This is a genomic window from Kitasatospora sp. NPDC058478 (assembly GCF_042720345.1).
Classification (GTDB): domain Bacteria; phylum Actinomycetota; class Actinomycetes; order Streptomycetales; family Streptomycetaceae; genus Kitasatospora.
Genome location: NZ_JBHXML010000001.1, coordinates 1 through 13,015 on the forward strand (window position 1 = coordinate 1; position 13,015 = coordinate 13,015).

Here is a 13,015-nt window from a genome sequence, read left to right on the forward strand (position 1 = left end):
GGGGTTGGGGGGGTGGGGGGGGTGGGGGCGGGGGGGGGTGTGGCGGGGGTGCGCGTGGGGGCGCGGGGGGGGGGGGGGGGGGGGGGGGGGGGGGGGGGGGGGGCGGGCCCCCGCCGCCGGGTTGCTGAGGACGGCCACTCGCCTGATGGCTCGCGGACCGCCGGTCACGGGATCAGCTTGCCGGGGTTGAGGATGCCCGCCGGGTCGAGTTCGGCCTTGACGGCGCGCAGGATGCGCACGCCGAGCTCGCCGATCTCGTCGCTCATCCAGGGCCGGTGGTCGGCGCCGACGGCGTGGTGGTGGGTGATGGTGCCGCCGGCGGTGACGATGGCGTCGCCGGCGGCGCGCTTGGCGGCGGCCCACCGGGTGAGCGGGTCCTCGCCGAGGGCGGCGACGACGGTGAAGTAGAGCGAGGCGCCGGTCGGGTAGACGTGCGAGATGTGGCAGAGGACGAGGGCGCCGGGCAGGGCGGTGGTGAGGGCCTCGGTGACGGCGGTCCGCAGCTGCGGGAGCCGGCTCCAACTGGTCGCGGTCTCCAGGGTTTCGCAGAGGGCGCCGGCGCCGAGCAGGGAGTCCCGCAGGTAGGGGGCGTTGAAGCGGCCGTGTTCCCAGGCCCGGGCGGGGGCCTCGCCGACAGAGGTGGCGCCGGCGGCGAGCAGGGTGTCGCGGGTGAGCCGGTGGCGGGTGGCGACCTGTTCGGCGGTGCCTTCGAAGACGGTGACGGCGAGGCAGCCGGTGATGGCGGGGGCGCCGCCGATCTGTTCGGTCGTGGCGAGGTTGACCATCGTCTCGGCCTCGTCGGAGAGCCGGATAACGGTGGGGCCGGTGCCGGCCTGTTCGACGGCGCGCAGGGCGGCGCTGCCGGTGGCGAAGTCGGGCAGGCTCCAGGCCTCGTAGGCCTTGACGGCGGGCAGCGGGTGAACACGCAGGCGGACGGCGGTGATGACGCCGAGGGTGCCTTCGGAGCCGAGGAAGAGCTCGCGCAGGTCGGGGCCGGCGGCGGAGGCGGGGGCGCGGCCGAGGTCGAGCACACCGGCGGGGGTGACGACGCGCAGACCGCGGACCATCTCGTCGAAGCGCCCGTGGCCGGCCGAGTCCTGGCCGGAGGAGCGGGTGGCGGCGAAGCCGCCGAGGGTGGCGTAGCGGAAGCTCTGCGGGTAGTGGCCGAGTTCGTAGCCGCGTTCGGCGAGCAGGGCCTCGGCGGCGGGGCCGGTGAGGCCGGCGCCGAGGACGGCCTCGCCGGAGGTCTCGTCGAGGTCGTGGAGCCGGTCGAGGCGGCGCAGGTCGAGCGAGATGACGGCGGTGAGGCCGCCGCGTTCGGGGTCGAGGCCGCCGACGACGCTGGTGCCGCCGCCGAACGGGACGACGGCGATGCGGCGTTCGGCGCAGAGCGCGAGGACGGCGGCGATCTCCTGCTCGTCGCCGGGCAGCACGACGGCGTCGGGCGCGTCCTGGGGGTCGCGGCTGCGGCGGCGCAGCAGGTCGGGGGTGGACTTGCCGCCGGCGCGGGGGAGCCGGTCGGCGTCGGCGGCGCTGACGTTGGTCTCGCCGACGGCGGCGGCGAGGGCCTTGAGGTCGTCGGCGGCGATCCGCGAGGGGTGCAGGACGACCTCGTCGGCGGCCGGTCCGGGGGTGGCGTCGCCGGTGACGCCGAGGGCGGCGGCGAGCAGTCCCTTGATGTCCGCGGACAGCTCCTTGGCGAGGGCCGGGTCGCCCCAGGCGTCCCACTTCATCGGGGGGAGCGGCAGCGCGGCGCCGGCCGGTCCCGCTTGCGTCTCAGATGCCATGCGTTACAGTTTCACACATCATGTCAAGTAGTAACGCCGAGCCCCCTGGCAGTCCCGCGCGCAGCACCGACGACGCGATCCTGGACGCCGCCGCCGACCTGATCGTCCATCTCGGCGTGCGCCGAACGCAGTTGGCGGAGATCGCCCGCCGCGCCGGGGTCAGCCGGCCGACCGTCTACCGGCGCTGGCCGGACGTCCGGGCGGTGATCGGCGCCCTGCTCACCCGGGAGATCCGGGCCACCCGGGAGGGCGTCGCCCTGACCCTCGGGGGCGACGGCGCCCCGATCGGCCGGGAGGCCTTCGTCGACGGGGTCGTCGAGGTGGCCGTCCGGCTGCGGGACCACCCGGTGCTCGGCGCGCTGCTGCGCTCCGCCGACTCCGACCTGCTGCTGGAGTACGTCGTCGAGCGGCTCGGCACCAGCCAGCGCGGCCTGCTGGAGGCGCTGCGGGCCGGCATCGAGCAGGGGCAGGCGCACGGTTCGATCCGGTCAGGGGAGCCGGTCGAACTGGCCGCCATGGTCCTGCTGATCGCCCAGTCCACCGTCCAGTCGCACCGCATGGTCGCCTCCCTGCTGCCGGAGGCCGCCTGGCGGCGCGAACTGACCAGAGCACTGAACGGATACCTCGCGCCATGACCTCGACGCCCGCCGGATCCTCCGCCACTCCTTACGCCGGCTCCAGCCGACTCGACGCCGGCCGGCGCCGGGCGGAACTCGAAGCGCTGGGGGACCGCCCGCGGGTCGACCTGCTGGTGATCGGCGGCGGCGTCACCGGCGCCGGGGTGGCCCTGGACGCCGCCTCACGCGGGCTGCGCACGGTGCTGGTCGAGTCCCGCGACCTGGCGTTCGGCACCAGCCGCTGGAGCTCCAAGCTGGTGCACGGCGGCCTGCGCTACCTCGCCTCCGGGCGGATCGGGGTGGCCCGGGAGAGCGCGATCGAGCGCGGCGTGCTGATGACCCGCACCGCCCCGCACCTGATCCGCGCGCTGCCCCAACTGGTGCCGCTGCTCCCGGGGTTGCTGCGCCCCGGGCAGGCCTCGCTGATCCGGGTGGGCTTCCACGCCGGGGACGCGCTGCGGCTCGGTGCCGGGACGCCGGGCGCGCTGCTGCCCCGGGTGCGCCGGATCGGCGCCGCGCGGACGCGGCAGCTGGTGCCGGGTGTGCGGACCGCCGGACTGTCCGGCGCGCTGGTCGCGCACGACGGCCAACTCGTGGACGACGCCCGGCTGGTGGTGGCGCTGGCGCGGACCGCGGCGCAGTACGGCGCCACCGTGCTGACCAGGGTGCGGGCGGAGTCCGTGACGGGCGGCTGCGCCCGGCTCACCGACACCGTCACCGGGCAGTCGCTGACCGTCGAGGCCGGCGCGGTGGTCAACGCCACCGGCGTCTGGGCGGGCGAGGTGGACCCGTCGATCAGGCTGCGCCCCAGCCGGGGCACCCACCTCCTGGTGGACGCCGCCGCGCTCGGCCACCCGACCGCGGCGCTCACCGTGCCGGTGCCCGGTTCGACCAGCCGCTTCGTCTTCGCGCTGCCCCAGCAGCTCGGCCGGGTGGCGATCGGGCTGACCGACGAGGACGCGCCCGGTCCGATCCCGGACGAGCCGCAGCCCGCCGAGGGGGAGCTCGCCTTCCTGCTCGACACCGTCAACGCCGCCCTGAGCACCGCGCTGACCAGGGCGGACGTGCGCGGCGCGTACGCGGGGCTGCGGCCGCTGATCGACACCGGGGGCGGCAGCACCGCCGACATCTCCCGGGAGCACGCGGTGCTGGAGTCGCCGTCCGGGCTGGTCACGGTGGTCGGCGGCAAGCTCACCACCTACCGGCGGATGGCCGAGGACGCGGTGGACGCCGCCGTCCGGCTGCGCGGCCTGCCGGCCCGGGCCTGCTGGACGGCCCGCCTGCCGCTGGTCGGGGCCCCGACCCACCGGGACAGCCGTCCGCTCCCGGCGGGCGCCGTGCCCGGCTCGCTGCTCGCCCGCTACGGCGGATCGTCCCAGGAGGTGGTGGCCGCCGGGGAGTTGACGCCGATCGCGGAAGGCCTGGACGTGACGCGCGCCGAGGTCGCCTACGCCGTCACGCACGAGGGCGCGCTGGACGTCGCCGACGTGCTCGACCGCCGGACCAGGATCGGTCTGGTCGCCGAGGACGCCGAGCGGGCCCGGAAGGCGATCGAGGAGATCGTGGCGCAGCGACTGTAGCGGGCAAGTCGCCCGGGAGGCGGCGCTCAGCGCGCCGCGCGCTCCGGCATCGGGTGCTCGGCTCCCGCGACCTCCAGGACGCAGGAGTACGGGTGCTCGGCCGCGCCCGTGCGGTCCAGCCGTACCGAGAGCGGCAGCGGCGGCTCCTCGGCGAGTTGGGCGGCGAGCGTCAGCGGGTAGACGCCGTGCCCGTGGACGCGGTGGAAGGCGCATTCCTTGCCGTCCACCAGCAGCTCGGTCTCGGTGATCCAGCCGGAGCGGACGTTGACGGTGACCGAGTGCCCGGCCTGGTCGAAGTGGAAGCTGTACCGCTGGCGCATGGGGAACCTCCCGCGCGGGGGCCGCCGGTCGGGGCGGACCAGGGGATCCACCGCCAGTCTAGGGTGGCCACCGGGTCTCGGCCCGGCGGGTGCGGCGGCCGGGGCGGCGGGTGGTTCCCGGTGGAGCCCCTGAGAAATCCCCGGGGTGGGCCCCGACCGCAGGTGGATTCCCGTGATCTCTACAGTGTTGTAGATTCGTCCGCAGGGAGAGATCGAGGAGGGCATTGTGGGAGTTTCGCTGGCCAAGGGCGGCAACGTCTCGCTGAGCAAGGAGGCGCCCGGTCTGAGCGCCGTGATCGTGGGTCTCGGCTGGGACGTGCGCACCACCACTGGCGCCGACTACGACCTGGACGCCAGCGCGCTGCTCTGCAACGCGCTCGGCAAGGTGGTCTCGGACCAGCACTTCGTCTTCTTCAACAACCTGCGCAGCCCCGATGGTTCGGTCGAGCACAGCGGCGACAACCTGACCGGTGGCGGCGACGGCGACGACGAGCAGATCAAGGTCGACCTGGCGCGGGTGCCGGCCGACGTGGCGAAGGTGGTCTTCCCGGTGTCGATCTACGACGCCGACGCCCGGCTGCAGAGCTTCGGGCAGGTCCGCAACGCGTTCATCCGGGTGCTGAACCAGGCCAACGGCCAGGAGATCGCCCGTTACGACCTCAGCGAGGACGCGTCCACCGAGACCGCGATGGTCTTCGGTGAGCTGTACCGCAACGGCGCGGAGTGGAAGTTCCGCGCCATAGGGCAGGGTTACGCCTCCGGTCTGCGCGGCATCGCGACCGACTACGGCGTCAACGTCTGATCGCAGCAGGTGGATCGCAGCAGGTGATCTGACGGGGTTTCGGCGGCCACGGGCCTGTGCGGCCCACGCTCACTCGGGACGCCCGAGGGCGTGGCCGCCGAAACCCCCGCTGCCGGTGAGCTGGCCGTGCCACCAGGCGACCATCCCCGGCTCGTCCATGGTCGACCAGTCCGGTGCGGCGGCGACCTGCTCCCGGCCGAGCCGTCGGCCCAGTTCCACCAGCTCCCGCCCGACCACGCCCCGCTCCTGGTCGTACGCGGCCAGCACGGACGGCCAGGAGTCGCCGTGCGCGGCGGCGGCCCGCCCGGCCTGCTCGAAGGCGTGCGCGTCCTGCAAGGCCTTCACCGCGCCGCTGGTGTTGTGCGGGCGGACGACGGTGGCCGCGTCCCCGCCGAGGAGAAGCCGGCCGGCCGTGCGGCGCGGGGTCTCCAGGTCGTAGACGGGCTGGAGGAAGGTCCGCTCGCGCGGGGTGAGGGTGACCAGGGCGGCCCAGTACGGCGGCAGGTGCCGTTCGGCGAGCCGGCGCAGGTCGTCCAGCTGCCCGTCGGTGAGGGTGCCCGCCGGGATGCTGGTCGGGCCGTCGAGGCGCAGCCAGGCGGGAGTGGGCGCGTAGAAGACCCAGTTCACCTGGGTGCTGCCGGGGGTGAGCCCGGGGATGCGGTAGATCACGACCTGGCCGCCGGGGTAGCAGACGGTGGCGCACTCGTCCTCCGGCCAGGCCGCGGACCCGCCGGGCAGCTCCGCCAGCAGTGCGGCGTCGTAGCTGCCGCGCCAGCACACGTACCCGGCGTATTCGGGCCGGGCCTGCGGGCAGACCGCCGCGCGGACCACCGAGCGGTAGCCGTCGGCGCCAATCACCAGGTCGTGCGGTTCGCGGGTGCCGTCGGGGCCGGCCGTCCAGGCGCCGTCCTGGTCGGTGCCGGCCGCGGTGACGGTGTGGCCTTGCCGGAACTCGATCCGGTCGGGGGTGCGTTCGCGCAGGGCCTGCCAGAGGACGGCCCAGTGGTGGGAGTGGAACGGCATCGGCTGGTTCCAGAGCACCCGCCCGCGCCCGTCCGGTCCGTCGCCGCCGCGGTCCTCGGCCGTCTCCCGGGTGACCCAGCGGCGGACGGTGAGGCGGTGGCGGCGGACGCCGTCGTGGAGGTGGCCGGCGCGGACCAGTTCGTCGAAGCGGTCGTCGTTGATGCAGATCCCGACGCCGCGGTCCTCCAGCTGGCCCTCGCTGCGTTCCAGGACCACGATCCGGTCCGCTCCCAGCCGGGCGGCGGCCCCGGCGAAGGCGCTTCCGGCGATGCTGCCGCCGATCACGGCTATCGAGCTATCCCGCATGGCGGTCCTCTCCCAGCTGCCCACACTATCGATCTGACAATACGCGGACCATGTCCGCGAGTTGGTGGGAACCGGCAGAGCGCGGGGCCCCGGCCCGCGACCCCGTTATGCAACTAGTTGCACATCGAGCCACCGTCCCCTACCCTGCGGTAACAACGACCCCCGCCGCCCCCAGGAGACGTCGATGAGCGCGTCGATGAGCACCACCCCCGGCAGCAGCCGCTACCCGCACCTGCTCAGCCCGCTCGACCTCGGCTTCACCACCCTGCCCAACCGCGTCGTCATGGGCTCCATGCACGTCGGCCTGGAGGAGGCCCCCGACGGCTACCGGCGGATGGCCGCCTTCTACGCCGAACGGGCCCGCGGCGGCGTCGGCCTCATCGTCACCGGCGGCATCGCCCCCAACGAGGCCGGGCGCCCCTGGGAGGGCGGCGCGATGCTCACCACCGAGGCCGAAGCCGACCGCCACCGCGTCGTCACCGACGCCGTGCACGCCGCCGGCGGGAAGATCGCCCTGCAGATCCTGCACTTCGGCCGCTACGCCTACCACCGCGACCTCGTCGCCCCCAGCGCCCTCCAGGCCCCGATCAGCCCCTTCGTCCCGCACGAGCTCACCGCCGCACAGGTCGAGCAGACCATCGAGGACTTCGTCCGCTGCGCCGAACTCGCCCGCCGCGCCGGGTACGACGGCGTCGAGGTCATGGGCTCCGAGGGCTACCTGATCAACGAGTTCGTCGTCGCCGCCACCAACCGGCGCGAGGACGAGTGGGGCGGCCCGTACGAGCGCCGGATGCGCTTCCCGGTGGAGATCGTCCGCCGCGTCCGCGAGCGGATCGGCGAGGACTTCATCATCGTCTACCGCCTCTCCATGCTCGACCTGGTGCCCGGCGGCTCCACCCTCGACGAGGTCGTCCGCCTCGCCCAGGCCGTCGAGGCCGCCGGGGCGACCATCATCAACACCGGCATCGGCTGGCACGAGGCCCGCATCCCCACCATCGCCACCTCCGTGCCGCGCGGCGCCTTCGCCTGGGCGACCAGGAAGGTGATGGGCACGGTCGGCATCCCGCTGGTCACCACCAACCGCATCAACACCCCGGAAATCGCCGAGCAGTTGCTCGCCGACGGCTGCGCCGACCTGGTCTCGCTGGCCCGCCCGCTGCTCGCCGACGCCGACTTCGTCGCCAAGGCGGAAGACGGCCGCGCCGACGCCATCAACACCTGCATCGGCTGCAACCAGGCCTGCCTCGACCACACCTTCAGCGGCCTGATCACCTCCTGCCTGGTCAACCCGCGCGCCTGCCACGAGACCGAACTCGTGCTCGCGCCCACCAGGTTGCGCAAGCGCATCGGCGTCGTCGGAGCCGGACCGGCCGGGCTCGCCTTCGCCGTCTCCGCCGCCGAACGCGGCCACGACGTCACCCTGTTCGACTCCGCCGCGGCGATCGGCGGGCAGCTGAACACCGCCCGACTCGTGCCCGGCAAGGAGGAGTTCGACGAGACGCTGCGCTACTACCGCACCCGGCTCGCCGAGTTGGCCGTCACCCAGCGCCTCGGCACCACCGCCACCGCCGAGCAGCTCGCCGCCGAGAACTTCGACGAACTCGTCCTCGCCACCGGCGTCACCCCGCGAACCCCCGCCGACCTCCCAGGAGTTGACCACCCCAGCGTGCTCGGCTACCTCGACGTCCTGCGCGGCGGCGCCCCCGTCGGCGAGCGGGTCGCCATCCTCGGCGCGGGCGGCATCGGCTTCGACGTGGCCGGCTTCCTCACCGACCCGGGCGACGCGGCCAGCCTCGACCCGGCCGTGTTCCAGGCCAAGTGGGGCATCGACCCGGAGTACCGCGAGCGCGGCGGACTGCGCCGCCCCGAGCGGCCCGCACCGCCGCGCGCCGTCCACCTGCTCCAGCGCAAGACCAGCAAGGTCGGGGCCGGGCTCGGCAAGACCACCGGCTGGATCCACCGCACCGAACTCCGGCACCGCGGCGTCACCATGGTCGCCGGCGCGACGTACGACCTGATCGACGACGCCGGCCTGCACTTCACCGTCGACGGCGAGCGCCAACTGCTGCCCGTGGACACCGTGGTGCTCTGCACCGGCCAGGAGCCGCGCCGCGACCTGTACGAGGCGCTGCGCGAGCGCGGCCTGGAGGCCCACCTGATCGGCGGCGCCGACGTCGCCGCCGAACTCGACGCCAAGCGGGCCATCAAGCAGGGCACCGAACTGGCCGCCGCGATCTGACCCTTCCTTGCGCGCTGGGTCCTGTTCGGCCGGACAGGACCTGGGCACGCCTTGGGCACGCCCTAGGGCGTGTCTTCAAACTCCCGTCGTCCGCCCGGAGGGCGGGCGTGGCGGCGTTGGGGTGCGTGCATCGCAAGGCGGAGGAGGGAGTCCATGCGGAGCATCGGCGACTGACGACAACGCGGCGAGGTGCGTGCCCCAACGCCGGCGCGCAGGCGGGAGTTTGAAGACGCGCCCTAGGATCGACGGCATGTCGCTGCCGCACGCCATCCTCACCGCCCTGCTGGAGAAACCGTCCTCGGGGCTGGAGCTGACCCGGCGCTTCGACAAGTCGATCGGCTTCTTCTGGCCCGCCACCCACCAGCAGATCTACCGCGAACTGGGCCGGCTGGAGGCCTCCGGACAGATCCGGGCCCTCCAGCCGTCCGGCCCCGTCCGCGGACAGAAGAAGGAGTACGAGGTCCTGCCCGAGGGCCGCGCCGAACTCGCCCGCTGGACGGCCGAGGGCGCCGCGCCGCGCGCCGTCCGCGAACCGCTGCTGCTACGGCTGCGCGCCGCCGCGGTGGTCGGTACGGACGGCCTGGCGGCCGAGGTGCGGCGGCACCTGGCGCTGCACCGCGCGCAGTTGGACGACTACCGGGAGATCGAGCGGCACGACTTCCCGGCCGAGACGACGGCCGGGGAGAACCGCCTTCAGCACGCCGTGCTGCGGGCGGGCATCGGACTGGAGGCCTTCTGGGTGCAGTGGCTCACCGAAACCCTCGAAACCCTCGAAACCCTCGAAGCGCTCGAAACCCCTGAAACCCCCGAAACCCCCGAAACCCTCGAAGCGCTCGAAGCGCTCGAAACCCCCGGACCGCTTCCGCCGGACCAGCCGGACCAGGGGGCCTGACCTGCGGTGATCCGCGCCCGCGAGCCCCGTAACAGGCCCGGTGGGACACTGGTGCCTGTCCCTGCCCGCACTCTCGACCGGGGGGCCCGCATGTCCCACCCGAAGCCGCTCCACGCCCTCGCCGCCGCCGCCCTCGCCGCGGCGGTCGCCTTGGGCCCGGCCCACCTCGCCGCGGCCGCGACGCCCGGCCAGCCCGCCCAGGGCCTGCCCACCTCCGAGCAACTCACCGCGGCCCTGCTCACCGTCGACGACATCGGCCCAGGCTTCACCCAGGTCCCCAGCACGGCCAGCCCCAGCGCCGGCCCCAGTACGATGCCGTCCCCGGCCAACGGCTGCGACGCCCTCAGCGACCTGATCAACATGCACACCGGCATCCCCGGCCCCGAGACCCCGCACGCCGAGGCCGAACTGGACGGTCCGGGCGGCAACCCGATGGTGACCGAGTCCCTGACCGCCGAGGACGCGGGAAAGCTCACCACCGACTTCGACGCCGCCACCGCGGCCCTCAAGAGCTGCCACACCATCACCTTCAGCGCCGGCACCAACGACTCGGTGACCTTCACCGTCACCCCGGTCACCCTCGGCGACCGCCAGGACGCGCCCGCCGTCCGCCTCGACGGCACCCTGGCCGGCGTCCAGCTGAACGCCTTCGTCGGCGTCGAGCGCTTCGGCACCGTCGGCATGGCCTTCGGCTTCTTCCAGCGCGGCGGCGACTCCTCCCAGCTGGCCTCCTTCCAGTACCGCGCCGCTGTCGCCAAGGTCCAGCGCGCCCTCGGCGCCACCGCCGGCAGCACCACCCCGCCCACCGCCACGGCCCCCGTCACCCAGGGCACCTCGGTCTGAGCCGGACGACGCGACGGCCCCCGTCGGGCAGGCAGCCCGACGGGGGCCGCGGCGTGCGGTGCGCGGGGAAGCGTTGCGGCCGGTGCTGGTGGGGCTGTATCGGGCGGGTGCGGAGCCGGCGGTGTCGGCCGGTCAGGCGCTGATGCGCCGCCGGTCCCGTGCGGGGGCCGGCGCCTGGATCGGGGCCGGGGTGCGGCCGGCGAGGCGGCAGCCGAGGCAGTGGGGGTGGCCCCGGCGGCCGGCCGGATCGGGGGTGCGCCAGTGCCGGTGGGCGGGCGGGCGCGGGCCGGTGGGCTTGCCCCAGCCGGCGAGGTGGAGCAGCCAGCCGGCGAGCGCGCCGAGGACGGTGAGGATCCCGCCGGCCCAGAGCCCGGCGGCAGAGCCGAGGGCGAGGGCCGTGCCCGCGACGGTGAAGCCGAGGATCGCGATGACGGAGCCGGTCCAGCCGGCGATGGTGTGCCCCATGTCGTGGTCGCCGTGTGCGCTCATTGCTCCTCGTTTGGTGTGATGGGCGGGTCGGGATGGACGGGTCGGCCGTTTATCTCACAAGCTAAGTAACTTAGATGCTAAGGAGATATCGAGTGAAGGGCAAGCCGCGCCCCCGGGCGACGCCCGAGCAGGCGCTCTACGCGATGGACCGGATGATCGCGCTGGCGCAGTTCGGTCAGCAGGACATCGCCGCCCGGCTCGGCCTCAACGTCACCGACCTGACCTGCCTCGGCTTCGTCATCGAGGCCGCGATGGCCGGGGAGCCGCTGGCCGCCGGCGACCTCGCCGAGCGCGCGCAGCTGACCACCGGCGCCGTGACCGGCGTGCTCAACCGACTGGAGAAGACCGGCTACGCCCGCCGCGAGGCCGACCCGGCCGACCGCCGGCGCGTCCGCGTGGTGATGGCGGAGGACGCGCAGCAGCGCATCCTCCAGGTCTACGGCCCGTTCTATGAGCGGATCGGCGCGCTGTTCGCCGACTACACGCCGGACGAGATCGCGGTGATCGCCGACTGGTTCACCCGGGCCAAGGGGGTGCTGGGGGAGTCGCTGGACGAGATCCGGGCCGACATGCCGTAGCGGCCGACCCCGGGGAGGGGCCGGCCGCCACGGTCTCGGAGCAGCGCCTCGGTGCAGCGTCGTGGAGCAGCGTCGCGGGGCGACGTCTTGGTGCAGCGCCTCTGGGCAGCGCCTCAGGGCAGGTACGTCACCTCGGGGAAGGCCGCGGACGGGCCGTCGAGGAGGCGGCTGGGGCGGCGGCGCAGGTGCAGGTCGAAGAAGGCCACCGGGTACGCCTGCTGGATCTTCACCGCGCGGACCGGGTCGAGGGTGCCGATCATGTCCCGGACCTGCTCGTCGGTCAGGCCGAGGAGCTTGGCGGCCTGCGGGATCAGCACCTGGTCGTCGCCGTACGAGACGTGCACGGCGCCCAGGGCCTGGACGTCGAGCCGCCAGCCGCGCAGGTGCGGCCAGAACTCGGCGACGGCCGGCTGGCCGGCCCGGGTGAACGCGGCGGTCATCATCATGAACGGCCGGTCCAGGTCGGTGGTGATGGTCGGCTGCATCGGGCCGTCCAGGCTCAGCCCGGCGCGGACGCGCCGGTCGGCGAGCATGGTGTAGGCGGTGGCCGTGCCGCCCTTGGACCAGCCGAACATGCCGATCCGGTCCGGGTCGAGGGCGTGCAGCAGGCCGGCGGGCAGCGGCCTGCCGTCGGTGTCGGGGTTGCGCCCGGCGGCGAGGGCGTCGACCTGGTCGAGGAGGAAGCGGATGTCCGCGGCGAAGTCCTTCGGCCCCATCGGGATGCTCCGGTCCGGGGTGAGGACCAGGCCGTCGGGGAACTCGGTGATCGCGTCGCGGGTGTGGTCGACGGTGACCACCACGTAGCCGTGGCTGGCGAGTTCCTGGACCATCACGGTGTGGTCGGCGCGGTGGCTGTGCGCGCCGTGCGAGTAGACGACGACGGGCAGGCGGCGGCCCGCGCGGTGGACCGGGGCGCCCACGCGGCCGGAGGTGAGCGGGGCGAGGGCGGGGTCGATGGCGAAGCCCGTGTCCGCGAGGAACGCCCGCAGTGCGCCGTCGGCCATCCAGGGCGCGAGCGGGTACTCCCCGGCCTCGCGGGCGGGGTACCAGACGCTCGCCATCAGCTCGCGGAACCGGCCCGGGCCGGCCAGCGGGTCCGGGCGGGAGGCGTCGAGCAGGTGCAGCGGGACGGTGCCCACGGGGTGCGGCCCGGTGGGCTCGGGCAGGGTGAGCCGCGCCGGGCCGCCGGCGGCGGTGGTGACGGTCCCGGGGGTGGCGGACCCGCCCGCCGCCCACGCGGGGCGGGCGAGGGCGAGCGGTGCGGCGGCCCCGGTGGCTCCGGCGGCCAGTGCGGCCCCCAGCAGGCGGCGGCGCGTCATGGCGTGTCGGCTCGTGAACGGCGTGGTGGTCATGGGCCCTCCCTGGGTGTGCTGGACAGGACCGGGCCGAGGCGCGCGGTCTTCGCAGGTGCGGCCGTCGTTCGACACCGGACGGCCGGGGAAGCGCCCCTGACGGACCGTCCGATGGATCTCCGTGCACCTGAACGGAAGGCTGTCATCGCGGCGTACCCGGCCACATCCGACCACCGGATGACGGTGC

Annotated in this window: 11 protein-coding genes and 1 pseudogene; 7 read left to right on the forward strand and 5 right to left on the reverse strand. The window is 74.5% G+C overall.

The window, feature by feature from the left end; all coding sequences use genetic code 11:
• Positions 1 to 164 precede the first annotated feature (164 nt).
• Positions 165 to 1,787, reverse strand: a complete 1,623-nt coding sequence (locus tag ACFWPT_RS00005; RefSeq protein WP_380478270.1) for an FAD-binding oxidoreductase — start codon at positions 1,785 to 1,787, stop codon at positions 165 to 167.
• Positions 1,788 to 1,807: 20 nt separating this feature from the next.
• Here ACFWPT_RS00005 and ACFWPT_RS00010 point away from each other — a divergent pair, with 20 nt between their 5' ends.
• Together ACFWPT_RS00010 and ACFWPT_RS00015 are read left to right on the forward strand one after the other, a co-directional pair.
• Positions 1,808 to 2,422, forward strand: a complete 615-nt coding sequence (locus ACFWPT_RS00010) for a TetR/AcrR family transcriptional regulator (protein WP_063349765.1) — start codon at positions 1,808 to 1,810, stop codon at positions 2,420 to 2,422.
• Complete coding sequence (locus tag ACFWPT_RS00015) at positions 2,419 to 3,984, forward strand: glycerol-3-phosphate dehydrogenase/oxidase (protein ID WP_380478272.1); 1,566 nt, start codon at positions 2,419 to 2,421, stop codon at positions 3,982 to 3,984. Before ACFWPT_RS00010 ends, ACFWPT_RS00015 begins: the two co-directional genes overlap by 4 nt.
• A gap of 26 nt (positions 3,985 to 4,010) precedes the next feature.
• Here the strand turns inward: ACFWPT_RS00015 and ACFWPT_RS00020 are convergent, their stop codons facing one another.
• The gene (locus ACFWPT_RS00020) at positions 4,011 to 4,304 is read right to left on the reverse strand and encodes a hypothetical protein (protein WP_063349769.1); all 294 of its coding nucleotides are present in this window, start codon (positions 4,302 to 4,304) and stop codon (positions 4,011 to 4,013) included.
• A 226-nt stretch (positions 4,305 to 4,530) separates the two neighbouring features.
• On the opposite strand from ACFWPT_RS00020, the gene ACFWPT_RS00025 reads away from it, so the two are divergent.
• On the forward strand, positions 4,531 to 5,106 hold the full coding sequence (locus ACFWPT_RS00025) for a TerD family protein (protein ID WP_063349770.1): 576 nt from the start codon (positions 4,531 to 4,533) through the stop codon (positions 5,104 to 5,106).
• A gap of 69 nt (positions 5,107 to 5,175) precedes the next feature.
• Here ACFWPT_RS00025 and ACFWPT_RS00030 read toward each other — a convergent pair whose 3' ends face one another.
• Positions 5,176 to 6,435 (reverse strand): FAD-dependent monooxygenase, encoded by a 1,260-nt coding sequence (locus ACFWPT_RS00030; protein WP_380478274.1) that lies wholly within the window; start codon positions 6,433 to 6,435, stop codon positions 5,176 to 5,178.
• A gap of 184 nt (positions 6,436 to 6,619) precedes the next feature.
• Between ACFWPT_RS00030 and ACFWPT_RS00035 the strand changes: the two genes are divergently transcribed.
• The 3 genes and pseudogenes from ACFWPT_RS00035 (at position 6,620) to ACFWPT_RS00045 (ending at position 10,409) form a co-directional block, all read left to right on the forward strand.
• Positions 6,620 to 8,674 (forward strand): FAD-dependent oxidoreductase, encoded by a 2,055-nt coding sequence (locus tag ACFWPT_RS00035; RefSeq protein ID WP_380478276.1) that lies wholly within the window; start codon positions 6,620 to 6,622, stop codon positions 8,672 to 8,674.
• Positions 8,675 to 8,924: 250 nt separating this feature from the next.
• A pseudogene (locus ACFWPT_RS00040) lies at positions 8,925 to 9,461 on the forward strand (PadR family transcriptional regulator); the annotation flags it as partial.
• A 195-nt stretch (positions 9,462 to 9,656) separates the two neighbouring features.
• Positions 9,657 to 10,409, forward strand: a complete 753-nt coding sequence (locus ACFWPT_RS00045; RefSeq protein WP_380478279.1) for a hypothetical protein — start codon at positions 9,657 to 9,659, stop codon at positions 10,407 to 10,409.
• A 132-nt stretch (positions 10,410 to 10,541) separates the two neighbouring features.
• On the opposite strand, the gene ACFWPT_RS00050 is transcribed toward ACFWPT_RS00045, so the two are convergent.
• On the reverse strand, positions 10,542 to 10,898 hold the full coding sequence (locus tag ACFWPT_RS00050; protein WP_380478281.1) for an HGxxPAAW family protein: 357 nt from the start codon (positions 10,896 to 10,898) through the stop codon (positions 10,542 to 10,544).
• Between the two features lie 92 nt (positions 10,899 to 10,990).
• Between ACFWPT_RS00050 and ACFWPT_RS00055 the strand changes: the two genes are divergently transcribed.
• Positions 10,991 to 11,476, forward strand: coding sequence for a MarR family transcriptional regulator (locus tag ACFWPT_RS00055; RefSeq protein ID WP_380335800.1), 486 nt, complete (start codon positions 10,991 to 10,993; stop codon positions 11,474 to 11,476).
• A 113-nt stretch (positions 11,477 to 11,589) separates the two neighbouring features.
• Here ACFWPT_RS00055 and ACFWPT_RS00060 read toward each other — a convergent pair whose 3' ends face one another.
• Positions 11,590 to 12,828 carry an alpha/beta hydrolase family protein gene (locus tag ACFWPT_RS00060; protein ID WP_380478284.1) on the reverse strand — a complete coding sequence of 413 codons (1,239 nt, stop codon included), beginning with the start codon at positions 12,826 to 12,828 and terminating at the stop codon, positions 11,590 to 11,592.
• Positions 12,829 to 13,015: the final 187 nt, after the last annotated feature.

What these genes read in the sequence shown, in the direction of transcription:
- ACFWPT_RS00045 (WP_380478279.1), top strand. Translation starts at nt 9,657, where the DNA reads ATGTCCCACCCGAAGCCGCTCCACGCCCTCGCCGCCGCCGCCCTCGCC.
- ACFWPT_RS00005 (WP_380478270.1), bottom strand. Translation starts at nt 1,787, where the DNA reads ATGGCATCTGAGACGCAAGCGGGACCGGCCGGCGCCGCGCTGCCGCTC.
- ACFWPT_RS00020 (WP_063349769.1), bottom strand. Translation starts at nt 4,304, where the DNA reads ATGCGCCAGCGGTACAGCTTCCACTTCGACCAGGCCGGGCACTCGGTC.
- ACFWPT_RS00010 (WP_063349765.1), top strand. Translation starts at nt 1,808, where the DNA reads ATGTCAAGTAGTAACGCCGAGCCCCCTGGCAGTCCCGCGCGCAGCACC.
- ACFWPT_RS00050 (WP_380478281.1), bottom strand. Translation starts at nt 10,898, where the DNA reads ATGAGCGCACACGGCGACCACGACATGGGGCACACCATCGCCGGCTGG.
- ACFWPT_RS00060 (WP_380478284.1), bottom strand. Translation starts at nt 12,828, where the DNA reads ATGACCACCACGCCGTTCACGAGCCGACACGCCATGACGCGCCGCCGC.
- ACFWPT_RS00030 (WP_380478274.1), bottom strand. Translation starts at nt 6,435, where the DNA reads ATGCGGGATAGCTCGATAGCCGTGATCGGCGGCAGCATCGCCGGAAGC.
- ACFWPT_RS00035 (WP_380478276.1), top strand. Translation starts at nt 6,620, where the DNA reads ATGAGCGCGTCGATGAGCACCACCCCCGGCAGCAGCCGCTACCCGCAC.
- ACFWPT_RS00015 (WP_380478272.1), top strand. Translation starts at nt 2,419, where the DNA reads ATGACCTCGACGCCCGCCGGATCCTCCGCCACTCCTTACGCCGGCTCC.